The organism is Pseudomonas sp. 31 R 17, from assembly GCF_900004915.1.
In the GTDB taxonomy this organism is placed as follows: domain Bacteria; phylum Pseudomonadota; class Gammaproteobacteria; order Pseudomonadales; family Pseudomonadaceae; genus Aquipseudomonas; species Aquipseudomonas orientalis_A.
The window spans coordinates 37,160-62,947 of record NZ_CVTN01000084.1; the positions used below are offsets into that span (position 1 = coordinate 37,160).

Below are 25,788 nucleotides of genomic sequence, written 5' to 3' on the forward strand. Positions count from 1 at the left end.
AATCCGTGGGCCGCCGCAATGGGCCATCCATGGCCCAGTGCGGCTAACCCGGCGTCCTGCCGGGTTACCCACGGATTCAAGCCTGCGTTCGGCCCGCGTGGTTTAACGGGGCGCCTAGGATCAAAAGCAGATCAAGATCAAGAGCGGCTCGCTTCGCATCGTGGTTACTGTTGGGCGCTGCTGAGTTGTGTAGGTACCTATGGCCATCGGGGGCAAGCCCCCTCCCACAATTGGATCTCATTGGCCTGCGGTAATTGATCAAGCCCGCAATGACAGCGGCGGTACAAAACTCTCGAGCTCATCTTCCACTGCCTCGATGATGCGCTCCACATCGGCGGCGTTCATTACAGTGGCGCAGGGAATGCCGGCGATGGCGATCAGTGTCTCGCCGCTGGTCCGATCGAACAGGCGGGCCACCATGCTGCCGGGGGCGTCCATGCTCCCTTCGAAGCCCATCGGATGAAAATGCCAGCGCATCAACTGGCACGCGTTGGGAAAGGTCACTTTGTTCATATTGCCCACCTTGTTCATTGAGCGCTTCCTTTAGCTCGCGGCAGGGGCCAGGACCTTCAATAGCCCTGGTGTCGAGCACTAAAAATAGCATTCGTTCGCAAAGGGAAGGCGACTTTTTCAGGTCCGTTCGGCGGTTCCTTGACCTGGATCATGTCTTGCCGGCCGCCAGGCTGGCGAGAGACGCCACGGCATGGGCGACACGTCGTTGCAAATCAAGTCAACGTCCTGACTCATCCGCTAACTGGATCAGCTCTGGGGAAGCGGGAGGGCCTTGAGTGAGCAGGCGTTGCAGGTAATGTCCCAGGCGCGGTGGCACGATGAATTGTTCGGTGTGATTGATTTCCTCGACGCTCCACCAGCGCATCTCCTTGACCACGGCTTTCTCTTCGTCGGTCTGATGCCGTGTCGTGAAGTCGACGCGGGTAGCCCGATAGAGCAGAAAGGACTCATCCAGAAGAACCGGCGTGCCATTACGCATTAATGTATGTTTTCCCGTCCACACCAGGCGCCCTTGAGAAAGTTCTTCGGGGCGGTATCCCGCTTCCTCGAACAGCTCACGTTGTGCGGCGTCTTGAAGGCTTTCGTCCGGCTTGATTCCGCCACCCAGGGTGCACCAGAAGGTCCGGTCAGGCAGGGTCACCTGCATCAATAGAATTTGATCATGTGGATTGAGCAGGAGGGCCCGGACATTCTTTCGGCAGGGCAGATCACAGGGGTCCATGCAGGGGTTCCTTTTTGATCACGGCGTTCAACGCTAATGGAGAGTTCGCTGATATACGAGGTATACCTGACATTGATTCTCTTCAATCCCCGTCAAGTTGGCCCGTGTCCCGGCATCCGGGGGCAGACCAGTGATACTTTAATCTGCAGATAGTGGCTCATTAATATTGCTTATGCCACCGTGTCAATATATTGGATCCATTATTCAAGTACGGCGCTGAGTTAAAGCGCTTTAGCGCTATTTAATATTTAAATAACGCTGGGCTTAGATTAGGCGCGCAATGAGCAAGCACGCCCAATAAATACTGCGCGAGACTTCCTATGTTGAACCTGCATCACCTTTTCATCAGTGAAATATGTGTAGACGAAAGATTTCAAGTTGTGTCAGTTTTCTTACGCCTTCAAAAGAGGTGAGTGATAGGACTATCCTCGCCCGCGAGGTTCCTATCGAACAAAGACTGATGCACTTGCAAACAAGGAAGTACGTTTATGTCAAAAGTAAAAGACAAGGCTATTGTATCTGCCGCGCAAGCCAGCACTGCTTACTCGCAAATCGATAGCTTCAGCCATTTGTACGACCGTGGCGGCAACCTCACGGTCAATGGCAAACCGTCCTACAGCGTGGACCAGGCAGCCACCCAGCTGCTGCGGGATGGCGCCGCGTACCGGGACTTTGATGGCAACGGCAAGATCGATCTGACCTACACCTTCCTCACCTCGGCTACCCAGAGCACCATGAACAAACATGGCATCTCGGGCTTCAGCCAATTCAACGCCCAGCAGAAAGCACAGGCCGCGCTGGCCATGCAATCCTGGTCGGATGTGGCCAACGTGACCTTTACCGAAAAGGCCTCCGGCGGCGACGGGCATATGACCTTCGGCAACTACAGCGGTGGCCAGGACGGCGCGGCGGCGTTCGCTTACCTGCCCGGCACCGGCGCAGGCTACGACGGCACCTCGTGGTACCTGACCAACAACAGCTACACGCAGAACAAGGCGCCGGACCTGAACAACTATGGCCGGCAGACCCTGACCCACGAAATCGGTCACACCCTGGGCCTGGCTCACCCTGGCGACTACAACGCCGGGAACGGCAACCCGAGCTATAAAGACGCGACCTATGGACAGGACACGCGTGGCTATAGCCTCATGAGTTACTGGAGCGAGAGCAACACCAACCAGAACTTCAGCAAGGGCGGGGTCGAGGCTTATGCTTCCGGTCCGCTGATCGACGACATTGCCGCGATCCAGAAGCTCTACGGTGCCAACGTCAACACCCGCGCCGGTGATACCACCTACGGTTTCAACTCCAACACCGGGCGTGATTTCCTCAGCGCCACATCCAATGCCGACAAGCTGGTGTTCTCGGTATGGGACGGTGGCGGCAACGACACCCTGGACTTCTCCGGCTTTACCCAGAACCAGAAGATCAACCTCAATGCGACCTCGTTCTCCGACGTTGGCGGCCTGGTGGGCAACGTGTCCATTGCCAAGGGCGTCACCATCGAGAACGCGTTCGGCGGCGCGGGCAATGACCTGATCATTGGTAACCAGGCGGCCAACCTGATCAAGGGCGGGGCCGGCAACGACCTCATCTACGGCGGTGGCGGTGCGGACCAACTGTGGGGCGGCGCCGGCAGCGATACATTCGTGTACGGTGCCAGTTCCGACTCCAGGCCAGGGGCCGCAGACAAGATCTTTGACTTCACCTCGGGTTCGGACAAGATCGACCTGTCCGGTATCACCAAGGGTGCGGGCGTGACCTTCGTCAATGCGTTTACCGGGCATGCCGGCGACGCAGTTCTGTCCTACGCCTCAGGTACCAACCTGGGTACGTTGGCGGTGGACTTCTCCGGGCACGGCGTGGCGGATTTCCTCGTCACCACCGTTGGCCAGGCGGCTGCCAGCGACATCGTGGCGTGATGTAAAGCGCGGCGCGCAGGCGCCGCGTTCCAGGATGGAGCCAGACGATGCAGCGTTTTTCCAAGTGGTTGACCCTTTTGATCGTGTCGGCAGGAGCCCATGCAATGGCGAGCAGTCTTGTTTTACCCAGCACCGCGCAATTGGCGGGGCATTGGCAGTTGCACCAGGGTGACCAGGTGTGCGCGCTGGACCTGCAAGAGCAGGCCAACCGCCTGGGCGGCGATGTAGCGTGCGTGGCGCAATGGCTGGGTGAGAAGCCCCTGACCTGGTCGCCCACCCCGGACGGTATCTGGCTGATGAATGCCGAAGGCAGCGGGATCACGCACTTGAACCGCCAGGCGGAAGGCGAGTATGAGGGGCGCACTAAATCCGGTGCGGTAGTTGCATTGCGACGCACGCCTTAGTTTCCAGTTATAAGCTTATAACTTCATTTGTTAGTTGGCCGCGCCTTAATCAGGGGTTGGGCAACTATTGCGCGTTATCCGGGTTCAGGGAAGATAAGAAGATATGGCCAAGCCCCAAGCTGTTGCGCCCTTGTTCAAGGCGCTGGGTGAATACAAGAGCATCTTGATCAGCATTGGCTGTTTTACCGCCTTGATTAACCTGTTGATGCTGGTGCCATCGATTTACATGCTGCAAGTGTACGACCGCGTGCTGTCCTCCCAGAATGAAACGACGCTCGTGATGTTGACGCTGATGGTCGTCGGGTTCTTTGCCTTTATTGGCTTGTTGGAAGTGATCCGCAGTTTTGTGGTGATCCGCATCGGTAGCCAATTGGAGCGACGGTTCAACTTGCGCGTCTACCAGGCCGCCTTCGAACGCAACCTGCAACGCGGGCAGGGGCATGCGGGGCAATCCCTGGGCGATCTGACCCACATTCGCCAGTTCATTACGGGGCCTGCGCTGTTCGCGTTTTTCGACGCGCCCTGGTTTCCCATCTACCTGTTCGTGATTTTCCTGTTCAACGTGTGGCTTGGCGTACTGGCCACGGCGGGCGCGGTGCTGCTGATCGGCCTGGCCTGCCTGAATGAGTACCTGACCAAAAAGCCGCTGGGTGACGCCAGCGGTTTTTCCCAGCAGTCGACGCAGTTGGCCACCAGCCATCTGCACAATGCCGAAACCATCCAGGCCATGGGCATGCTCGGTGCGCTGCGCCAGCGCTGGTTCGCGGTACATTCGCAGTTCCTCGGCTTGCAGAACCAGGCCAGCGACACCGGTTCGGTGATCACTTCCCTGAGCAAATCCTTGCGGCTGTGCCTGCAATCGTTGGTATTGGGTTTGGGCGCCTTTTTGGTGATCAAGGGCGATATGACTGCCGGGATGATGATCGCCGGCTCCATTTTGATGGGCCGGGTCCTCAGCCCCATCGACCAGCTGATCGCGGTATGGAAACAATGGAGCTCGGCCAAGCTGGCCTACCAGCGCCTCGACGAATTGCTGCGTGAGTTCCCTCCGGAAGGCGAGCAGATGGCCTTGCCTGCGCCCAAGGGCCAGGTCAGTTTCGAGCAGGTCAGCGCCGGCCCGCCCGGTCGACGCCTGGCGACCCTGCACCACGTCAGCTTCAACCTGGGCGCCGGCGAAGTGCTGGGCGTGCTGGGCGCTTCGGGCTCGGGCAAGTCCACCCTGGCCCGGGTGCTGGTGGGGGTATGGCCGACCCTGGCCGGCACCGTGCGCCTGGACGGCGCGGATATTCACCGCTGGGACCGCAATGACCTTGGCCCCCATATCGGCTACCTGCCCCAGGACATCGAACTGTTCAGCGGCAGCATCGCCGACAACATCGCGCGCTTTCGCGAAGCCGACCCGGAACAGGTGGTCAAGGCGGCGCAGCAGGCCGGGGTGCATGAATTGATCCTGCGCCTGCCCCAGGGCTACGACACCGTTCTGGGCGACAACGGCGGCGGCCTGTCCGGCGGGCAGAAGCAACGCGTGGCCCTGGCGCGCGCCTTGTACGGCGGGCCGCGCCTGATCGTGCTGGATGAGCCCAACTCCAACCTCGACACCGTTGGTGAAGCCGCACTGGCCAGCGCCATCATGCAGATGAAGGCCCAGGGCAGCAGCGTGGTGCTGGTGACGCACCGTTCCTCCGCCTTGGCCCAGGCCGACAAATTGCTGGTGCTCAGCGAAGGCCAGTTGCAGGCGTTCGGACCGAGCCAGGACGTGCTGCGCGCGTTGTCCGGCCAGCACGAGGCACCCAGGGAAAAAACCGGCGGTAGGAGCGAGCTGGCTCGCGAAAGTCGTCAACGATGACGCCCTCCGATTGGATACCCACAGTGCCTGTGCGCTTTTCGCGAGCAAGCTCGCTCCTACACGTTTTGCGTCAAGCAGTAAGGATACGTGCATGATTTACGAACAACACGACGCGCGCTTCTTCGTGCGCATGGGCTGGCTGCTGACCGTGGTCGGCGCCGGCGGGTTTTTCCTCTGGGCCAGCCTGGCGCCGCTGGATCAAGGCATTCCGGTGCAGGGCACGGTGGTGGTGTCGGGCAAGCGCAAGGCCGTGCAGACCCTCAGCCCCGGCGTGGTCAGCCGGATTCTGGTGCGCGAAGGCGAGGTGGTGAAACAAGGCCAGCCGCTGTTTCGCCTCGACCAGACCCAGCACCAGGCCGACGTGCAATCGCTGCAAGCCCAGTATCGTATGGCCTGGGCCAGCGCCGCACGCTGGCAGAGTGAACGTGACAACTTGCCCGGCGTCAGCTTCCCCGCGCAACTGAGCGACAACCCCGACCCGGCCCTGGCGCTGGTACTTGAAGGCCAGCGCCAACTGTTCAGCAGCCGCCGCGAAGCCTTTGCCCGTGAGCAGGCCGGCATTCGGGCGAGCATCGACGGCGCCACGTCGCAGTTGGGCGGCATGCGCCGTGCCCGCAGCGACCTGACCGCCCAGGCGCAATCCCTGCGCGACCAGCTGAGCAGCCTGCAACCGCTGGCCGACAACGGTTATATCCCGCGCAACCGTCTGATGGACTACCAGCGCCAGTTGTCCCAGGTGCAGCAGGACCTGGCGCAAAACGCCGGCGAGAGTGGCCGCATCGAGCAGGGTATTGTCGAGTCGCGCCTCAAATTGCAGCAGCACAGCGAGGAATACCAGAAGGAAGTGCGCAGCCAATTGGCCGACGCGCAGCTGCGCAGCCTGACCCTGGAGCAGCAGCTCACCTCCGCCGGGTTCGACCTGCAGCACAGCGAAATCAACGCGCCGGCCGATGGCATCGCGGTCAACCTCGGCATACACACCGAGGGCGCCGTGGTGCGGGCCGGGGAAACGTTGCTGGAGATCGTGCCCCAAGGCACGCGCCTGGAAGTGGAAGGGCATTTGCCGGTGCACCTGGTGGACAAGGTCGGCACGCACTTGCCGGTGGACATCCTTTTCACCGCCTTCAACCAGAGCCGCACCCCGCGCGTGCCGGGAGAGGTGAGCCTGATTTCCGCCGACCAGATGCTCGATGAAAAGACCGGTGCGCCGTATTACGTGCTGCGCACCACGGTCAGCGAGGCGGCGCTGGAAACACTCCACGGGCTGGTGATCAAGCCGGGCATGCCCGCCGAGATGTTCGTGCGCACCGGCGAACGCTCGTTGCTCAACTATCTGTTCAAGCCGCTGCTGGACCGCGCCGGCTCCGCGTTGACCGAGGAATGAACATGAAGCCTGTGTTCATCGCCTTGCTGTTCACTTGCGCCAGTGCCCACGCCGCCATGGGCCCGTTCGATGTGTACGAGCAGGCCCTGCGCAACGACCCGGTGTTCCTCGGCGCGATCAAGGAGCGCGACGCCGGCCTGGAAAACCGCACCATCGGCCGCGCCGGCCTGCTGCCGAGGCTGTCGTACAACTACAACAAGGGCCGCAACAATTCCGAAGCGCACCTGCCCGACGGCCGTGGCGGCAGCTATCGCGACGACCGCAACTACAACAGCTACGGTTCCACCTTCAGCCTGCAACAGCCGCTGTTCGACTACGAAGCCTACGCCAACTACCGCAAGGGCGTGGCCCAGGCGCTGTTTGCCGACGAGAGCTTTCGCGACAAGAGCCAGGCCCTGCTGGTGCGGGTGTTGAGCTATTACACCCAGGCGTTGTTCGCCCAGGACCAGATCGACATCGCCCGCGCCAAGAAGAAAGCGTTCGAGCAGCAGTTCCAGCAGAACGAACACTTGTTCAAGGCGGGCGAGGGCACCCGCACGGACATCCTGGAAGCTGAATCGCGCTATGAACTGGCCACCGCCGAAGAGATCCAGGCCCTGGATGAGCAGGATGCCTCCCTGCGCGAACTGGGCGCGCTGATCGGTGTGCAAAGCGTCAATATCGACGACCTCGCACCGCTGAACCAGAGCTTCGCCGCGTTCAGCCTGAGCCCGGCCAACTACGCCACCTGGCACGAACTGGCATTGACCAACAACCCGGTGCTGGCCTCGCAGCGCCAGTCCCTGGAAGTGGCGCGCTATGAAGTGGAGCGCAACCGCGCCGGGCACTTGCCGAAAATTACCGCCTATGCCAGTTCGCGCAAGCAGGAATCGGACAGCGGCAACACCTACAACCAGCGCTACGACACCAACACCATCGGCGTCGAAGTCAGCCTGCCGCTGTATGCCGGCGGCGCTATTTCGGCCTCCACGCGCCAGGCCAGCCGCGCCATGGAGCAGGCCGAGTACGAACTGGAAGGCAAGACCCGCGAAACCCTGATCGAACTGCGTCGCCAGTTCAGCGCGTGCCTGTCGGGGGTGAGCAAGCTGCGCGCCTATCAGAAGGCGCTGGCCTCGGCCGAGGCACTGGTGGTGTCGACCAGGCAAAGCATCCTCGGCGGCGAGCGGGTCAACCTCGATGCGTTGAACGCCGAGCAACAGCTCTACAGCACCCGCCGCGACCTCGCCCAAGCGCGGTACGACTACCTGATGGCCTGGACCAAATTGCATTACTACGCGGGCAACCTGCGCGACACCGACCTGGCCAAGGTGGACGAAGCCTTCGGCCCGGAGCGAACGCGGTAGGGGCACGACATAACAATAAAACAGGAGTGTACGGATGATCACCGATTCACCACGGTTCAAACCCTTCACCGCAGGCTCATTGCTGCTGTTGTCCGTTGCGGCGCAGGCGCAATACACCGAGACCGGCCAAGCGGGTAACCCCGCCAGTTGGCGTTCCGCCGAATACCAGAGCGATTGGGGCCTGGGGCGCATGAAGGCCGATGAAGCCTATGCCGCCGGAATCAGCGGCAAGGGCGTGAAAATCGGCGCGCTGGATTCGGGGTTCGACGCCAATCACCCCGAAGCGTCCAAAGAGCGCTTCCGCCCGGTCACCGCCAGCGGCACGTACGTCGATGGCAGTGCCTTCAGCACCACGGGCGCGCTCAACCCGAACAACGACTCCCACGGTACGCACGTCACCGGCACCATGGGCGCGGCGCGCGACGGCGTGGGCATGCATGGCGTGGCGTACAACGCACAGGTCTACGTCGGCAACACCAACGCCAACGACAGCTTCCTGTTCGGCCCGACCCCGGACCCCAAGTATTTCAAGACGGTGTACAGCGCCCTGGTGGACTCCGGCGTGCGCGCCATCAACAACAGCTGGGGCAGCCAACCCAAGGACGTCAGCTACCAGACCCTCGGTGACCTGCACGCGGCCTACGCCCAGCACTACAACCGCGGTACCTGGCTGGACGCGGCGGCGGATGTGGCCAAGGCCGGCGTGATCAACGTGTTCAGCGCCGGCAACAGCGGCTATGCGAATGCCAGCGTGCGCTCGGCGCTGCCGTACTTCCAGCCGGAACTGGAAGGTCACTGGCTGGCGGTGTCGGGGCTGGATAAGGCCAACAACCAGAAGTACAACAAGTGCGGCATCGCCAAGTACTGGTGCATATCCACCCCGGGTGCGCTGATCAACAGCACCATCCCGGACGGCGGTTATGGGGTGAAATCCGGCACCTCGATGTCCGCGCCCCATGCCACCGGCGCCCTGGCGCTGGTGATGGAGCGCTATCCCTACATGACCAACGAACAGGCGCTGCAGGTACTGTTGACCACCGCCACGCAGCTTGACGGCTCAATCACCCAGGCCCCCAACGCCATCGTCGGCTGGGGCGTGCCGGACCTCGGCCGGGCCATGCACGGGCCGGGGCAGTTGCTCGGCGCAATGAACGTGAACCTCGCCGCCGGGCAGGGCGATGTGTGGAGCAATGGCATCTCCGACCAGGCCTTGCTCCAGCGTCAGGCCGAAGACCGCGCCGAACACAGCGCCTGGCAGCAAACCCTGCTCGATAAAGGCTGGCAGAACGGCCTGAGCGCCAGCGCCAGCCAGCAGGACCAGACCGACTACGCCGTGGGCAGCGCGCGTGATCAGGCAGCGGCGAACCGCGTGTACGAAGGCAGCCTGATCAAATCCGGCGCGGGCAGCCTGGTGCTCAGCGGCGACAGCACCTATCGCGGCCCAACCACCGTCAACGGCGGCCTGCTGGCGGTGAACGGCGCGTTGACCTCGGCCGTAACGGTCAACGACAGCGGCACCCTCGGCGGCTCCGGGCGGATCGGTGCGCTGTCGGTCAATAGCGGCGGGCGCGTGGCGCCGGGTAACTCGGTGGGCACCTTGCAGGTAGCCGGGGATGTGAACCTGGGCGCAGGCTCCACCTATGCAGTTGAACTCACCCCCACCCGTAGCGACCGCATCATCGCCGGCGGCAAGGCCGTGCTGGGGGGCGGTACCGTCACCCTGGCCCTGGAAAACAGCCCGACATTATTAAGCCAGAGCCAGGCCCAGAGCCTGATCGGCCGGCAATACTCGATTCTCGAGGCGGCCGGCGGTATCCAGGGCCAGTTCGGCCAGGTGCTGCCGAACTATCTGTTCCTCGGCGGCACGCTGGATTACGCCGCCAACGGCGTGCAACTGGCGGTGGGGCGCAATGACGCCAGCTTCGCCAGCGTCGCCGCCACCCGCAACCAGCGCGCCGTCGCCGCGGCCGCCGAGCAGTTGGGGGCCGGCAACCCGGTGTACGAAAGCCTGCTGCAATCCGACTCGATTGCCACGGCGCAACAGGGCTTGCAGCAACTGTCCGGTGAAATCTACCCGGCCGTGGGCGCGATGTTGATCAACGACAGCCGCCAGTTGCGCGACGCGGTGGGCGAGCGCCTGCGCCATGTGCCGGTGGCCGGTGAACGCAACCTGTGGTTCAAGGCCCTGGGCGCCTGGGGCAAGTCGGATGCGCGCAGTGAAACGGCGGGTTCCACCACCTCCCTCGGCGGTTTGCTGGCGGGTGTCGACGGCGCACTGGACGAACAGACCCGTGTCGGTGTGGTCGCCGGCTATAGCGACAGCTCATTGAACATGGGCGGCGGCACCCATTCCTCGGCGTCCATCGACAGCTACCACTTCGGCGCCTATGCCGGGCGTGAGCTGGGCGACTGGCGCTTGAGTGTCGGCGGTGCCTACAGCTGGCATCGCGGCGATGTGAAGCGCGACCTGCAATACGGCGAGGTCAGCGGCAAGCAAAAGACCAAGCTGGAGGCGCGCACCGCGCAGTTGTTCACCGAAGCGGCGTACCGCATTCACCTGCAACCGCTGGCACTGGAACCCTTCGCCAACCTGGCCTACGTGCACCTGGACAGTGACTCGTTCCACGAAAAAGGCGCGGCCGCGGCCCTGGAGCGCGGCGATGACCGACGTGATGCGGTGCTCGGCACCCTTGGCGTGCGCGCCCTGAAAACCCTGGCGTTGAACGACCACCAGCAACTGGAACTGTCCGGCTCGCTGGGCTGGCAACACAGCCTGACGGCGGTGGAATCCGAGGAACACCTGGCGTTTGTCGCCGGCGGGCCGTCCTTTGCCGTGCGCAGCGCACCGTTGCTGCGCGACGCCGCGTTGGTAGGGCTGCAGGCGAGCCTGGCGCTGAGCCCGTCGACACGGGTCAATCTGGATTACAACGGCCAATTGGACGGGCGCGGGAAAACCCAGGGCGTGGGGCTGAGCCTGAACTGGCAGTTCTAAGGCACACCACAAATCAAATGTGGGAGGGGGCTTGCCCCCGATGAGGGTGGGTCAGCCGGTACATCCGGCGACTGACACTCCGCTATCGGGGGCAAGCCCCCTCCCACAGGGAAAGTGATTCACCTACTGGCAATAAGAAAACTAAGGAAGGTCACCGTGAAAAAACGCAAGTCAGGGTTCACCATTGCCCTCCACACAGGCCCGGGCTATCCGCTCAAGGCGTTGAGCCGCGTGCCGTACGGCGCGTTGCTGTGCTGCCTGGCCAGCGGCCTCGCAAGCATGCAAACCGCCCAGGCCGCACCCTATGTGGAAACCGGCAAGCCGGGCGATGCCGCCAGTTGGCGCAGCAACGAGTTCAAGGCCGACTGGGGCCTGGGCGCCGTGCACGCCGACACCGCGTACGCCGCCGGCTACACCGGCAAGGGCGTCAAGCTGGGCATCTTCGACCAGCCGGTGTACGCCCAGCATCCGGAATTCGCCAGCCCGGGCAAAGTGGTGACGATCGTCACCGAGGGCATCCGCCAGTACACCGACCCGTACATCCCGGTGAAGGCCGGTGATGCGTTTCGCTATGACGGCACGCCGTCCCTGGGCTCCAACGGCAAGCTGGGCAACCACGGCACCCATGTCGGCGGCATTGCGGCGGGTAACCGCGACGGCGGGCCGATGCATGGCGTGGCGTTCAACGCACAAATCATCAGCGCCGAAAACGGCGACCCCGGCCCGGAAGACGGGATCATCCTGGGCAACGATGGCGCGGTGTACAAAGCCGGTTGGGATGCGCTGGTCGCCAGCGGCGCGCGCATCATCAACAACAGCTGGGGCATCGGCATCGGCGATCAGTACGCCAAGGGCGGGCGCGATCCGGCGTTCCCCAACTTCACGGTCAATGAAGCCCAGGCGCAGTTCAACAACATCCGGCCGATCCTCGGCACGATTGCCGGCGGTGCCTATCAAGGAGCGATCGACGCGGCCCGCAGCGGTGTGCTGACCATCTTTGCCGCCGGTAACGACTACAACCGCAACAACCCGGATGCGATCTCGGGCCTGGCGTATTTCGTGCCGCAGATTGCGCCGAACTGGCTGTCGGTGGCGGCCCTGCAGCAGAACCCGGACACCACGAGCGCCAACCCCTACGTGATCAGCACCTTCTCCTCGCGCTGTGGCTATGCGGCGAGTTTCTGCGTAGCGGCGCCGGGTACGAAGATTTTCAGTTCGATCATCAACGGCACCAACCTGGACAACCTCACCAACGATTACGCCAACTTCAACGGCACCTCCATGGCCGCGCCCCATGTGGCCGGCAGTGCGGCGGTGCTGATGGAGCGCTTCCCGTACATGAGCGGCGACCAGATCTCCACGCTGCTCAAGACCACCGCCACCGACCTTGGCGCGCCGGGCATCGACTCGCTGTATGGCTGGGGCATGATCAACCTGGGCAAGGCGGTCAACGGCCCGGGGATGTTCGTTACCGCCGACGATATTCCGGCCGAGTTCCGCATCGACGGCGCCTATGGCAGTGGCCAGTTCGTCGCCGACCTGCCGGGCATTGGCGCGGTGGTGGATGCCGGCAAACCGACCCAGCGCGTGTGCACCGACATCCATTGCGGGCTGGACGTGTGGAGCAATGACATCGCCGGGCATGGCGGCCTGACCAAGCAGGGCGTTGGCACCCTGGTGCTGACCGGCGCCAACACCTACAGCGGCCCGACCCTGGTCAACCAGGGCTTGCTGGCGATCAACGGCTCGCTCACCTCCGACGTGACCGTCAGCCAGAGCGGCGTGGTCGGTGGCTCGGGGCGTATCGGCTCGCTGACCGCCAGAAGCGGCGGCACCGTGGCGCCGGGCAACTCCATCGGCACGCTGAACGTAGCGGGCAATGTCACCTTCGATGCAGGCTCGACTTATGCGGTGGAATTGTCGCCCACCAGCAGCGACCGCATCGTCGCCGGCGGCACCGCCACGCTCAATGGCGGTACCGTGACCCTGGCCCTGGAAAACAGCCCGACCTTGCTCAGCGCGACCCAGGCGCAAAGCCTGATCGGCCGCCAGTACACCATCCTGCAAGCGGCGGGCGGTGTCACCGGCCGCTTCGGTGCGGTACTGCCGGACTACCTGTTCATCGGCGGCACGTTGAACTATGCGGCGGGCGGTGTGCAGCTGGATGTGGCACGCACCAACAGCTTCGCCAGCGTGGCCGCGACGCCGAACCAGCGCGCCGTCGCCGCAGCCGCCGAGCAATTGGGCGCGGGCAACGGCGTGTATGAAAGCCTGCTGCTGGCCCCGACGGCCGCCTCGGCACAGGGCGCGTTCCAGCAACTGAGTGGCGAAGTCTATCCAGCCCTGGAGACTGCATTGGTCAATGACAGCCGCTACGTGCGCGAAGCGGTCGGCGAGCGGCTGCGCAACGGTGAAATGGGCGCGACCAGCCAGGCCATCGACAGCCGTGGCAATGTGTGGGTAAAAGCGCTGGGGGCCTGGGGCAAGACCGACAGCCGCAGCGACACGGCCGGCTACACCACGTCCATCGGCGGCATGCTGGCCGGCGTGGACGGTGCCCTCGACGACGCAACGCGCATCGGCCTGGTGGCGGGCTACAGCGATACGTCGCTGAACATGGGCAGCGACACCCATAGCCGTGCCTCGGTCGACAGCTACCACTTCGGTGCCTATGCCGGGCATGAAATCGGCGCCTGGCGCCTGAGTGGCGGCGCAACCTACAGCTGGCACCGCGCCGATGTGAAGCGTGACCTGCAATACGGCGATGTCGGCGGCAAGCAGAAAGCCAAGGTCGATGCCCACAGCACCCAGGTGTTCACCGAGGCGGCGTACCGCATCAACCTGCAACCCCTGGCGCTTGAGCCATTCGCCAACCTGGCCTACGTGCACCTGGACACCGACAGCTTCAAAGAGAAGGGCGGTGCCGCTGCGCTGAAAAGTGGCGACGACAGCCGCGACCTGGTGCTGAGCACCCTGGGTGTGCGCGCCTTGAAAACCTTCAACGTCAATGATCATCAGCAACTGGAGGTGTCCGGGACCCTGGGCTGGCAGCACAACCTGAGCAGCACGGACGCCGAGCAGCACCTGGCGTTTGCCTCCGGCGGTCCCTCGTTCGCGGTGGAAAGCGCGCCGATGGTGCGCGATGCCGCCCTGGTCGGGGCACGGGTGAGCCTGGCGCTGAGCAAGGATGCGCGGGTGAACTTCGACTACAACGGTTTGCTGGCCAGCAAGGAAAAAGTGCATGGCGTCGGTTTGAGCCTGGACTGGGCGTTCTGACGCGTTAAAAACCACGGCAGGAGCGAGCTTGCTCGCGAAAAACTCAAGTGCGGCGCGGTTGTTCAGGTAGAGCGCGTCATCGTTGACGATCTTCGCGAGCAAGCTCGCTCCTACAGTGGGTGATGGACAAGAGGTGTTTCGCTTTCTCGACAAATCCAACAACAGAGAGGCAGTGCCATGGGTATCTTTGACTATAAAAACCTCGGGACCGAGGGCTCCAAGACGTTGTTCGCCGATGCGATGGCGATCACGCTGTATGCGTATCACAACCTGGATAATGGCTACGCCGTGGGGTATCAACACAACGGCCTGGGCCTGGGTTTACCGGCCACGCTGGTGCAGGCCCTGCTGGGCAGTACCGATTCCCAGGGGGTCATTCCCGGCATTCCATGGAACCCGGACTCGGAAAAAGCCGCCCTCGACGCGGTGCAGCAAGCCGGCTGGACGCCGATCAGCGCCAGCAGCCTCGGCTACACCGGCAAGGTCGACGCCCGGGGGACGTTTTTCGGCGAAAAGCCCGGCTACACCACGGCCCAGGTCGAAGTGCTGGGCAAGTACGATGACGCAGGCAAATTGCTGGAAATCGGTATCGGTTTTCGCGGCACGTCCGGGCCGCGTGAACACCTGATCAGCGATTCGATCGGCGATGTCATCAGCGACCTGCTCGCCGCGTTCGGGCCCAAGGACTACGCGAAAAACTACGTCGGCGAAGCCTTCGGCGGCTTGCTCAAGAACGTTGCCGAGTTTGCCGGTGCCCACGGCCTCGGCGGCCAGGATGTGCTGGTCAGCGGTCACAGCCTCGGTGGGCTGGCGGTCAACAGCATGGCCGACTTGAGCGACAGCAAATGGGCGGGCTTCTACAAGGACGCCAACTATGTGGCCTATGCCTCGCCGACCCAGAGCGGCGGTGACAAAGTGCTGAACGTGGGCTACGAAAATGACCCGGTGTTCCGTGCGCTGGATGGCGCATCGTTCAACCTGTCGTCCCTGGGCGTGCACGACAAACCCCATGAGTCCACCACCGACAATATCGTCAGCTTCAACGACCACTACGCGTCATCGTTGTGGAACGTGCTGCCGTTTTCCATCCTCAACCTGCCGACCTGGGTGTCGCACTTGCCCACCGGCTACGGCGATGGCATGACGCGCATTCTCGACTCCGGCTTCTATGAGCAGATGACCCGCGACTCCACGGTGATCGTCGCCAACCTGTCCGACCCCGCGCGGGCCACCACCTGGGTGCAAGACCTCAACCGCAATGCCGAAGCGCACAAGGGCGACACATTCATCATCGGCAGTCACGGCGACGACCTGATCCAGGGCGGCAAGGGCGCGGACTTTATCGAGGGCGGCAAAGGCAATGACACGATCCGCGACAGCGGCGGGCATAACACCTTCCTGTTCAGCGGGCATTTTGGCAATGATCGCGTGGTGGGCTACCAGGCGACGGACAAGCTGGTCTTCACGGACGTGCAGGGCAGCGCGGACTATCGCGATCATGCCAAGCTGGTCGGCGGGGATACGGTGATCAGCTTCGGCGCCGACTCGGTGACACTGGTGGGGGTGAGCAGTTTGTCAGGGGAGGGGATTATGATCGGCTGACTATTGGAACGCGGTTAAAACTGTGGGAGGGGGCTTGCCCCCGATTGCGGTGTATCAGCCTGCTTATATGTAGCTGACCTACCGCTATCGGGGGCAAGCCCCCTCCCACATTTGATATAGGCCAGCCTGAAATTATTGTTCCTTGCGCACCGTCGCCACATCATCGGCCTTGATACGAATACGCTTGCCGGCGATGTCGGTGAATTCGTAGAAGCCGTCGGCGGTCTTGGCGTTGGGTGTGTCCTTGGTCAGATACTGTGTGCCGTTTTGCAACGTGACCACCGTTTGCGTGGAGCAACCGGCCAATACCAGAAAAGTGAGTGCAACCAGCGGAAGACCCAAATTCTTCATGTTCATTACCCTTACCTTTTAACCCTGAAAAGTCCCGCAACGTCTGGCTGCGAGGCATAAATGTTACGCGATCAGCTCCCTCATCTGATCGCTTTTTTTCAAAAAGTTGCAGGCGCCATTTATCTATTACTGATTGCAACAAACCGTTTGCAGCGTCACTCTGTATGCATAACCAGTAGTTGACCGCGTTGTGCCATGAGCCACCCCCTCGAAGACCCCTTGTATTACCTGCACAACTTCCGCCAAGTGCTGATGTGGTTGGAGCAGCGCTATGCCGATCTGCTCGACCCGGACGAATTGCAGTTCATTCAGCAATTCGACAGGTTGCCCCAGGCGTCACAAGCGTTATTGGTGCGCATGGTCATGCGCAAGGGCGTGCATTTTCGTGGGGCAAAGCTCAACTACCTGGAAATCGGCTGCCCGCACGCGGCCATGCAACCACTGCTGGCGTCCGGTTGGGTCGAGGACCAATGCCCGTTGGGCTTTGAAGAGCTGTTCGGCGTGCTGCAAAAAGGCGAGCTGCTCGCGGCGTTCAAGCCCTGGATCGAGCACCCCAGGGGCCGCAAAACCGACTGGCTGGCGCCATTGGCGGCGCAGTTCAATGAAAGCCGCAGCTTTGCCCTTTGGTGCCCCGACCTGCAAGACGTGCTCTACAGCCTGACGGTGATGCCGTTGTGCGACCGCCTGCGCCTGATGTTTTTCGGCAACCTGTATCAGGACTGGTCGGAGTTCGTGCTGGCGGACCTGGGCATCTACACCTACGAGAAGGTCGCGTTCTGCGCCGAGTCCCGAGGGTTGCGCAGCCGCGCCGACGTCGAGGGCTTTTTGTTCCTGCACCAGTGCCAGCAGGCTTTTGATGCGGGCCAGGCGCTGGAAACGGTGTTGGCGCACATTGCCACGCTGCACACCGACAACCCCTGGCTGGAAAAACGCCGCGCCAAATTGCTGTTCCAGATCGGCCAATACTGCGAGCGCAGCGCTGAGTTGAGCGTGGCCGAGCAGATCTATCGTGGCTGCGCCTATCCCGGCGCGCGTGCGCGGCTGATCCGCGTGCTGGAGCGCCAGGAGGCCTATGCACAGGCCCTGGCGTTGGCCGTGGCGGCGCAACAGGCACCGCAAAGCGCCGCCGAGCAGCAACACCTTCTGCGCGTAGTGCCGCGTCTGCGGCGCAAGCTGGGTGAGCCCAAAGTGCCCAAGGCCAAGCCGCGAGCCGTCACGCGCCTGGACCTGGCACTGACGCCGCCGCAACCGCTGATGTCGGTGGAATATTGTGTGCAGGCCCACCTGAGCGAGCCGGACGCGCCGGTGCATTACGTGGAAAACGGCCTGATCAATTCGCTGTTCGGCCTGCTGTGCTGGGACGTGATCTTCGCGCCGCTGCCGGGCGCGTTTTTCCACCCGTTCCAGCGCGGGCCTGCCGACTTGCACAGTGAGGACTTTCATCAGCGCCGAACCGAGTTGTTCAGCACGTGCTTTGAGCAACTGCGGGACGAGCGCTACAAGATCACCATTCGCCAGCGCTACGTGGACAAATGGGGCATTCAATCGCCCTTTGTGTTCTGGAACCTGCTCAGCGAAGAGCTGCTGGAGCAGGCCCTGACGTGCCTGCCGGCCGAACACTTGCGCTACTGGTTCGAGCGGCTGCTGCTGGATATCCGCGCCAATCGCACCGGGATGCCCGACCTGATCCAGTTCTGGCCGGCGCAGAAGACCTACCGCATGATCGAGGTCAAGGGCCCTGGCGACCGCCTGCAGGACAACCAACTGCGCTGGCTGGAGTTCTGCGGCGAGTACCAGATGCCGGTCACGGTCTGCTATGTGCGCTGGGCAGAGCCCGCTTGAGCTACAGCGTCGCGGTGCGCGCGTTGTGCGAATTTACCGCCAAGGTCGGTGACCTGGACCTGCGCTTTACCCCGTCGCCCAGTGCCCAGGAAGGCATCGTCGGCCATCGCACGGTGGCGTCGCGGCGCAGCGCGCATTACCAGAACGAAGTCGCGCTCGAGGGCGAGTACGAGCAACTCAAGGTGCGGGGCAGGGCGGACGGCTATGACCCGGACAGCAACCGCCTCGAAGAGGTAAAGACCTATCGTGGCGACCTTAAGGCCCAGCCCGCCAACCATCGGCAATTGCATTGGGCCCAGGTCAAGGTCTATGGCTGGCTGATGTGCCAGAAACTGGGGCTCGATGAGATCGAGCTGGCGCTGGTGTATTTCGATATCGTCGGCGAGGGCGAGACCCTGCTCAAGCAGCGCTTTGCCGCGCCCGACCTTGAGCGCTTCTTCAACCGGCAATGCGCGCTGTTTCTCGACTGGGCCCACCAGCAGATGCAACACCGTGAGGCGCGCAACCGCGACGCCCAAGGCCTGGCGTTTCCCCATGCCGAGTTTCGCAGCGGCCAGCGTTCGCTGGCCGAATCGGTGTACAAGGCGGTGAGCACCGGCCGTTGCCTGATGGCCCAGGCGCCGACCGGCATCGGCAAGACCGTCGGCACGCTGTTTCCGATGCTCAAGGCCCTGGCGCCGCAGCAGTTGGACAAGGTGTTGTTCCTCACCGCCAAGACCCCGGGCCGCAAGCTGGCGCTGGATGCCGCCCAGGTCCTGTACGACAGCAGCCCCGAGCTGTCCCTGCAGGTGCTGGAGCTGTTGGCCCGGGACAAGGCCTGCGAGCACCTGGACAAAGCCTGCCACGGCGACTCGTGCCCGCTGGCCAGGGGCTTTTACGATCGCTTGCCCGCCGCCCGCCAAGCGGCAGCCAGGGTGCGGCTGCTTGATCAGCGTCACCTGCGGGAGGTGGCCCTGGCCCACGACGTCTGCCCGTATTACCTGAGCCAGGAAATGGCGCGCTGGACCGACGTGGTGGTTGCCGACTACAACTACTATTTCGACTTCGGCGCCATGCTCTTCGGGCTTGCGCAGCTCAATCAGTGGCGCGTCGCGGTGCTGGTCGACGAGGCGCATAACCTGGTCGAGCGCGCGCGGTCGATGTACAGCGCCAGCCTCGACCAGTACAGCCTCAAGACGCTGCGCGACAGCGCCCCCGAGGCGCTGAAAAAGCCCTTGCAGCGCCTGAACCGTGAGTGGAATGCGCTGCACAAGGACCAACTGGCGCCGTATCAGGCGTACGCGGCCAAACCCGACAAGCTGCTCCAGGCCCTGAGCCAGTGTGCCAGCGCCATGGGCGACTATTTCAACGACCATCCCGAAGCCCTCAGTGGCGACTTGCAGGCCTTTTACTTCGAGGCGCTGCAATTTAACAAGGTGGCCGAGCTGTTCAATGAACACTTCATCTTCGATATCAGCAAACGCCAGTTCAGCGCCAAGCGCAGCAGCTCGACCCTGTGCCTGCGCAACGTGGTGCCGGCCGAGTTCATCCGGCCCAGGTTGACGGCCGCGCGCAGCAGCGTGCTGTTTTCCGCGACCCTCAGCCCCCGCCACTACTACGCCGACTTGCTCGGGTTGCCGCCGGACACCGCCTGGGTCGACGTCGAATCGCCGTTCAAGGCCGAGCAACTGCAGGTGAGCATCGTCGACCGCATCTCCACGCGGTTCGTGCACCGCCAGGCGTCGCTGGAACCCATCGTGGAACTGATCGCCCGGCAGTTCGCCACGCAGCCGGGCAACTACCTGGCGTTTTTCTCCAGCTTCGATTACCTGCAACAAGTCGCGCAGCTGCTGGCCGAGCGGCACCCGCAGATTGCGCTGTGGCTGCAGTCGCGGGGCATGGCCGAAGCTGAACGCCAGGCCTTTCTGGACCAGTTCACCCCGCACAGCCAGGGCGTGGGTTTTGCGGTACTGGGTGGCGCCTTTGGCGAAGGCATCGACTTGCCCGGTGCGCGCCTGATCGGCGCGTTCATCGCCACCCTGGGCCTGCCGCAGCTCAATCCGGTGAATGAACAGATGAAAGCGCGCATGGGCGCGATCTTCGGCGCGGGCTATGACTACACCTATTTGTATCCCGGTATCCAGAAAGTGGTGCAGGCAGCGGGGAGGGTGATCCGCAGTCAACACGACCGCGGTGTGGTGATGTTGATCGATGATCGCTTTGGCGAGGCGCGGGTGAGGCAGTTGTTGCCCCGTTGGTGGGCACCAACGACTTGAGGGACTCACCGCCATTCAAAAGTGGGAGGGCTTGCCCTGATACCCGCTGTAGGAGCGAGCTTGCTCGCGAAAAACTCACCGGCACCGCGTTCATTCAGGAAGCACGCGTTATCGTTGACGTTTTTCGCGAGCAAGCTCGCTCCTACAGACGGCGGCACTGTGTTGGGGCTTAGACCACTTCCAGGTAGGAGCTTTGTATCGCCCGCGCCAGTTCGCGCACGGTGTCGATGAAGTCGGTCAGCCGGGTGTGCAGCCCGTCTTCCAGAATCTCATCGATCCCGGTGTAGCGCAGGCGCGCCTCGAATTCGGCGGCCAGGCGCTGTGCTGTGCGGCCGTAACTGCCGGGCAGGTCGGCGAGGATGTGGCTCAGTTCCTCGATGCACGCATGCAGTGAGCGCGGCACGTCGCTGCGCAACAGCAGCAGCTCGGACACCGAGCGGGCGTTCAAGGCATTCGGGTACAGCTCGGTATAGGCTTCGAACGAGGACAGCGCGCGCAGCAGGGCGCTCCACTGGTAATAGCCGCGTGCCGACACGTCGCTGACTTCTTCGGACTCTTCACCAAACATCTCATAGCGCGCATCCAGCAGGCGCAGGGTGTTGTCCGCGCGTTCGACGAAGGTGCCCAGGCGAATGAATCGATAGGCGTCATTGCGCATGATGGTGCCGGAGGTTGCGCCGCGAAACAGGTGCGAGCGTTGCTTGACCCAGTCACAGAAATGGCTGATGCCATGCCGCGCCAGGCCGCCGGCGGCGATGCTGCGCATTTCCAGCCAGGTGGCGTTGAGGTTTTCCCACATGTCGGCGGTGATGCGTCCGCGCACGGCATGGGCATTGCTTCTGGCAGCGCGCAGGCAGTTGTAGATACTGGCCGGGTTTTCTTCATCCAGGGCGAAAAAGTGCAGCATGCGCCCGGCGTCCAGCTGCTGATGACGCTCAAGGTAACTGTCCAACGTGCCGCTGCTGAGCAGCGACATCGCCAGTTCATCGAGCCCATCGCTGCGCCCGGCCTGGGGCATCAACGACAGCGAATAACTGACTTCCAGCATGCGCGCCAGGTTCTCGGCGCGCTCAAGATAGCGGGACATCCAATACAGATCTGCGGCGGTTCTACTCAACATACTCAGCCCTCCACCACCCAGGTGTCCTTGGTTCCGCCGCCTTGCGACGAGTTGACGATCAGCGAGCCTTCCTTGAGCGCTACACGGGTCAGGCCGCCGGGCACCAGGCGGGTTTCCTTGCCCGAGAGCACGAACGGGCGCAGGTCGATATGCCGCGGCGCGATGCCGTTTTCGACGAAGGTCGGGCAGGTGGACAGGCTCAGGGTCGGTTGCGCGATATAGGCATGGGGACGCGCCTTGATGCGCTGGCGAAAGTCCTCGATCTCGGCAGCGCTGGACGCCGGTCCCACCAGCATGCCGTAGCCGCCCGAGCCCTGGGTTTCCTTGACCACCAGCTGCGCAAGGTTGGCCAGCACATGGGACAGTTCAGCCGGCTTGCGGCACTGGAAGGTCGGGACGTTCTGCAGGATGGGTTCTTCATCCAGGTAAAAACGGATCATGGCCGGCACATAGGGGTAGATCGACTTGTCGTCGGCCACGCCGGTGCCGATGGCGTTGGCCAGTACCACGTTGCCCGCGCAATAGGCGGCGACCAGGCCGGGCACGCCGAGCATCGAGTCGGGGTTGAACGCCTGCGGGTCGAGGAAGGCGTCATCGATGCGCCGGTAGATCACATCAACCGCCTTGGGACCGTCGGTGGTGCGCATGAATACCTTGAGGTCGTGCACGAACAGGTCGGCGCCTTCCACCAGCTCCACGCCCATTTCCCGGGCCAGGAAGGCATGCTCGAAGAAGGCGCTGTTGAAGCGCCCTGGGGTGAGGACCACCACGTTGGGGTTGTCCAGGCGGCTGGCGCTTTTCAGGGTCTTGAGCAGCAGGTTGGGGTAGTGGTCCACCGGCGCGATGCGCTGCCTGGCGAACACTTCCGGGAACAGGCGCATCATCATCTTGCGGTCTTCGAGCATGTAGCTGACGCCGCTGGGGGTGCGCAGGTTGTCTTCGAGTACGTAGTAGGTGCCGTCGCCGTCGCGCACCAGGTCGACGCCGGAGATGTGCGAGTAAATGTCGCGGTGCAGGTCCAGCCCGACCATCGCCTTCTGATAGCCCTCATTGCCCAGCACCTGGTCTGCCGGGATGATGCCGGCCTTGATGATGCGCTGGTCATGGTAGATATCGGCGAGAAACATGTTCAACGCGGTGACCCGCTGGATACAGCCGCGCTCGATCACGCTCCATTCGCTGGCGGGAATGCTGCGCGGGATGATGTCGAAGGGGATCAGGCGCTCGGTGTCTTGCTCGTCGCCGTACAGGGTGAAGGTGATCCCGGCGCGGTGGAACAGCAAATCCGCTTCACGGCGACGCTGGGCCAGCAGTTCCGGCGGCGTATTGGCCAGCCAGCGGGAGAAATCCTGATAATGCGCACGGCAGGCGCCGTCTGCATCATTCATTTCATCGAAGAAAGATCGAGCCATTCCAGTACCTTGTCAGTGCCCAGCCTTGCTTGGTTGGCAGCTTGCTTGGGTGGCACTGCCGCTAAAAACGCTTTTCTTATGGGCCTGTGGCTAAGGGTGCCAACAGGCCTGGTCCTTACTTTCTTATGGAGTCGGCTCTGGGTCGGGGGGTAACGAATGCTCCTGTTTACCGGCGGATGAATGGATTAAGCAAGGCCTGTGCCGGAAACGGCAGTCACTACCGGTAAATCCTCTGTAGGAGCGAGCTCGCTCGCGAAGAACGCACGGGCAATGGGTTCAAGCAGACTGGCGCTTCATCGTTGACGATCCTCGCGAGCAAGCTCGCTCCTACGGGGGGCGGGGGGTGCTCTGATTTGGTGCGCGACGAACTTGAACTTCACCCAGGTCCGCTTCTTCTAATGAGCCTTGAAACCGGATGGAGCCGCATCGTGCCCAGAATTATTTCGCCCAACACCCCGGAAGCGGCGTTGACTGACCACAGCGAGCACAACGCCAAGATCTTCGGTTCGCCTAAGGACCGTCTCGACTTCTATCGTCGCGAGATCCAGTACGAAACCAGCATCCTGGCCAACCGCACCGACGCCTACCTCACCGCCCAGTCATTCCTGGTAATTGCCTTCGTCTCCGGCATGGGCAATCTGAACCCGGAGTGGGGCAAGTTGTTCACCCTGGTGGTGCCGGTGATTCTCGCCGCCCTGGGCATTCTCAGCTCACTCAACGCCTGGCCCGGCATCCGCGCCGCGTACGAGATCATCGATCACTGGCACTACAAGCAAAGCGAGTTGCTGCGCAGTGAGCCGGTGATGGGCATGGCCTATGATGAGTCGCCGCTGTTTTCCGAAATGGAGTCCACCCACAAGGGCTATCGCAAGTCCCTGCTGTTCTCCATGCGCGCACCGTGGTTGTTCATGGGGTTCTGGCTGGTGTTGGGCGTCTATGCCTTTTACATCCAGGTCGACAACCCATTGCGCTGAGCAATCGGACGGAACTTCACCCGTTAACCCGGCGCCTTAGTTTTACGGGGTACAGATTCCCCGCAAGCCTGCAATGAGGTGCGCCATGACCACAGATCACGATCCCCAGACCACTGACCGCAATGATCCAGCGATCGACGCCGGCAAGCCGGCCCCCGGCACTGGCGCCGATGCGCCCAAGGACCCGACGCCGGCCAGCGACCCGGATGCCCAGGAAAACGACTACAGTCCGGACTTCAAGCCTGAGCCTGAGCACAAGCCTGAAACCGATGCCGATATCGACACCCAGGGCGGTTAGAGGAGACAGTCATGTCAAAAGAACTGGACGAAGAACTCAACGATCCGGGCAATGAAGACCCGGGCTCATTGATGGACGATGCCGAAGTGCCGCTCAACGATCTGGATGAAGCGGCGGACGTCGGCAATACCGAAGATCAGCACTGATCCGGCGGCGCGCCCCAGGATTCACTGTTTCTGCGCGGTGCGCCGTTCGTACCACACCAGCATCGGCTGAGTGCTCAAGCCATGCACCATGATGCTCAACGCAATCACCGAAAGCGTAAGGTTCACCGCCACGGCGCTGCTGGTGCCGATCAGCCCGTGGTTGAGGGCGTAGAACAGGTAGTAGATGCTGCCGATTCCGCGAATGCCGAACCAACTGACCAAGCTACGTTGGCGACGGTCCATCAGGCTGCCCCACGGCATGGCGAACACGCTGAGCGGGCGAATCACGCAAAACAGCAGCGCGGCCAGCGCCAGCGCGCGCCAATCCCAATGGCTGACCAGCACGATGCCCAGCACGGTCACCAGGAACACTTCCATGGAGCGCTCCACCAGGCTGCCGAAGGCGAGCATGTCGCCCATCATTACGCCGGCCGCGATTTGCGTATCCTGCAATTGACTCACATCGCCATGCAGGGCCTGTTCAGGCTCGATCTCCAGGTGACCCACCACCGGCTGCGCCAGATGCTCGGCGGGTGTCTGGGCGTAACCGGTGGACTTGAACTCGGCCTGGCGCAGCCCCAGGCCCGCCGCGAATACCGACAGGAAGCCATAACCACCGATGGCTTCAGCGCTGACATAGGCCAGGGCGATCAGCGCCAGGGTCAGGTAGTCATTGGGTGACAAGGTGCTGTCGGCATTGATCAGGCGCAGGCGCAAGGTCAAACGACCGATGCCACGCCCCATCCAGTACCCCGTCAACAGCCCGGCCGGGACTGCCCACAGCAGGTTTTTCAGCACCCAGCCACCGAACCAGTCGCCATCGAAACCGCCATGCTGCATGAACAGCAGGCCGAAGATCACGAAGGGAAAGGCGGTGCCGTCGTTCAAGCCGGCTTCGCCGGACAGGCCGAAACGCAGCGGGTCGTAGTCCTGGGCATTATTGACCTGAACCAGCCCGGCCAGTACCGGGTCGGTGGGCGCCAGCATCGCGCCCACCAACAGCGACACGCCCCACGACAGCTGGAACAGGTAATGCAGCGCCAGGCAGGCGCCGAAGATGGTCAGCAGCATTACCGGCCCGGCCATGCCAAAGGCGATGCGCCAGGTGCGGTGCCTGAGCGGCAGGCGCAGTTTCAAGCCGCTGACGAACAGCGAAAACAGCACCGCGACTTCAGTCAGGTGCTCCATCCAGCGGGCTGAGCCCTTGATGTCCAGGTCCAGCAGGTCCACACCCAGCGGGCCGATGGCGATGCCCAACAGCAGGCACACCGCCGAGGTGGTCACCGGCATCCAGCGCAGGTAGGAGGACGTGAGGGCGAGGGTCAGCAATACGGCGCCCAGTACGGCCAACCATAGAATAAATGTCATCGAACGAGCACCGGGGGCC

The 25,788-nt window shown here is 62.8% G+C and carries 19 protein-coding genes; 13 read left to right on the top strand and 6 right to left on the bottom strand.

Features of this window, described 5'->3' with window-relative positions; genetic code table 11:
* Positions 1-258 precede the first annotated feature (258 nt).
* Both BFP89_RS24915 and BFP89_RS24920 read right to left on the bottom strand, forming a co-directional pair.
* Positions 259-531, bottom strand: a complete 273-nt coding sequence (locus tag BFP89_RS24915) for a DUF1652 domain-containing protein (RefSeq protein WP_065888111.1) — start codon at positions 529-531, stop codon at positions 259-261.
* A gap of 199 nt (positions 532-730) precedes the next feature.
* Positions 731-1,234, bottom strand: a complete 504-nt coding sequence (locus BFP89_RS24920) for an NUDIX hydrolase (RefSeq protein WP_065888112.1) — start codon at positions 1,232-1,234, stop codon at positions 731-733.
* Between the two features lie 488 nt (positions 1,235-1,722).
* Between BFP89_RS24920 and BFP89_RS24925 the strand changes: the two genes are divergently transcribed.
* The 8 genes from BFP89_RS24925 (at position 1,723) to BFP89_RS24960 (ending at position 16,003) form a co-directional block, all read left to right on the top strand.
* A complete protein-coding gene (locus BFP89_RS24925; RefSeq protein WP_065888113.1) occupies positions 1,723-3,156 on the top strand; it encodes a serralysin family metalloprotease in 1,434 nt (477 codons plus the stop codon).
* A gap of 47 nt (positions 3,157-3,203) precedes the next feature.
* On the top strand, positions 3,204-3,560 hold the full coding sequence (locus tag BFP89_RS24930) for a protease inhibitor Inh/omp19 family protein (RefSeq protein ID WP_065888114.1): 357 nt from the start codon (positions 3,204-3,206) through the stop codon (positions 3,558-3,560).
* 103 nt (positions 3,561-3,663) lie between these two features.
* Complete coding sequence (locus BFP89_RS24935; protein ID WP_065888115.1) at positions 3,664-5,406, top strand: type I secretion system permease/ATPase; 1,743 nt, start codon at positions 3,664-3,666, stop codon at positions 5,404-5,406.
* Positions 5,407-5,497: 91 nt separating this feature from the next.
* Positions 5,498-6,790 carry an HlyD family type I secretion periplasmic adaptor subunit gene (locus BFP89_RS24940; protein WP_065888116.1) on the top strand — a complete coding sequence of 431 codons (1,293 nt, stop codon included), beginning with the start codon at positions 5,498-5,500 and terminating at the stop codon, positions 6,788-6,790.
* 2 nt (positions 6,791-6,792) lie between these two features.
* The gene (locus BFP89_RS24945; protein ID WP_065888117.1) at positions 6,793-8,133 is read left to right on the top strand and encodes a TolC family outer membrane protein; all 1,341 of its coding nucleotides are present in this window, start codon (positions 6,793-6,795) and stop codon (positions 8,131-8,133) included.
* 34 nt (positions 8,134-8,167) lie between these two features.
* Positions 8,168-11,125 (top strand): autotransporter serine peptidase EprS, encoded by a 2,958-nt coding sequence (locus BFP89_RS24950; protein ID WP_065888118.1) that lies wholly within the window; start codon positions 8,168-8,170, stop codon positions 11,123-11,125.
* Positions 11,126-11,281: 156 nt separating this feature from the next.
* A complete protein-coding gene (locus BFP89_RS24955; RefSeq protein WP_065888119.1) occupies positions 11,282-14,401 on the top strand; it encodes an autotransporter domain-containing protein in 3,120 nt (1,039 codons plus the stop codon).
* A 177-nt stretch (positions 14,402-14,578) separates the two neighbouring features.
* The gene (locus tag BFP89_RS24960) at positions 14,579-16,003 is read left to right on the top strand and encodes a polyurethane esterase (protein ID WP_065888120.1); all 1,425 of its coding nucleotides are present in this window, start codon (positions 14,579-14,581) and stop codon (positions 16,001-16,003) included.
* A 132-nt stretch (positions 16,004-16,135) separates the two neighbouring features.
* Here the strand turns inward: BFP89_RS24960 and BFP89_RS24965 are convergent, their stop codons facing one another.
* Complete coding sequence (locus BFP89_RS24965; protein WP_057722473.1) at positions 16,136-16,360, bottom strand: YgdI/YgdR family lipoprotein; 225 nt, start codon at positions 16,358-16,360, stop codon at positions 16,136-16,138.
* Between the two features lie 189 nt (positions 16,361-16,549).
* Between BFP89_RS24965 and BFP89_RS24970 the strand changes: the two genes are divergently transcribed.
* On the top strand, positions 16,550-18,196 hold the full coding sequence (locus tag BFP89_RS24970; RefSeq protein WP_065888121.1) for a VRR-NUC domain-containing protein: 1,647 nt from the start codon (positions 16,550-16,552) through the stop codon (positions 18,194-18,196).
* On the top strand, positions 18,193-20,451 hold the full coding sequence (locus BFP89_RS24975) for an ATP-dependent DNA helicase (protein WP_065888122.1): 2,259 nt from the start codon (positions 18,193-18,195) through the stop codon (positions 20,449-20,451). The genes BFP89_RS24970 and BFP89_RS24975 overlap by 4 nt, the downstream gene beginning before the upstream one ends.
* Before the next feature lie 169 nt (positions 20,452-20,620).
* Here the strand turns inward: BFP89_RS24975 and BFP89_RS24980 are convergent, their stop codons facing one another.
* Together BFP89_RS24980 and BFP89_RS24985 are read right to left on the bottom strand one after the other, a co-directional pair.
* Positions 20,621-21,571: an alpha-E domain-containing protein gene (locus BFP89_RS24980; protein WP_065888123.1), complete on the bottom strand. Its 951-nt coding sequence runs from the start codon at positions 21,569-21,571 to the stop codon at positions 20,621-20,623.
* 2 nt (positions 21,572-21,573) lie between these two features.
* Complete coding sequence (locus BFP89_RS24985; RefSeq protein WP_065888124.1) at positions 21,574-22,983, bottom strand: circularly permuted type 2 ATP-grasp protein; 1,410 nt, start codon at positions 22,981-22,983, stop codon at positions 21,574-21,576.
* Between the two features lie 428 nt (positions 22,984-23,411).
* Here BFP89_RS24985 and BFP89_RS24990 point away from each other — a divergent pair, with 428 nt between their 5' ends.
* From BFP89_RS24990 to BFP89_RS29500, 3 genes are all read left to right on the top strand, one after another.
* Positions 23,412-23,957: a hypothetical protein gene (locus BFP89_RS24990; RefSeq protein WP_065888176.1), complete on the top strand. Its 546-nt coding sequence runs from the start codon at positions 23,412-23,414 to the stop codon at positions 23,955-23,957.
* Between the two features lie 85 nt (positions 23,958-24,042).
* The gene (locus BFP89_RS24995; RefSeq protein WP_065888125.1) at positions 24,043-24,255 is read left to right on the top strand and encodes a hypothetical protein; all 213 of its coding nucleotides are present in this window, start codon (positions 24,043-24,045) and stop codon (positions 24,253-24,255) included.
* Between the two features lie 11 nt (positions 24,256-24,266).
* The gene (locus BFP89_RS29500) at positions 24,267-24,401 is read left to right on the top strand and encodes a hypothetical protein (RefSeq protein WP_256095198.1); all 135 of its coding nucleotides are present in this window, start codon (positions 24,267-24,269) and stop codon (positions 24,399-24,401) included.
* Positions 24,402-24,422: 21 nt separating this feature from the next.
* Here BFP89_RS29500 and BFP89_RS25000 read toward each other — a convergent pair whose 3' ends face one another.
* Positions 24,423-25,769, bottom strand: coding sequence for a cation:proton antiporter (locus tag BFP89_RS25000; protein ID WP_065888126.1), 1,347 nt, complete (start codon positions 25,767-25,769; stop codon positions 24,423-24,425).
* Positions 25,770-25,788: the final 19 nt, after the last annotated feature.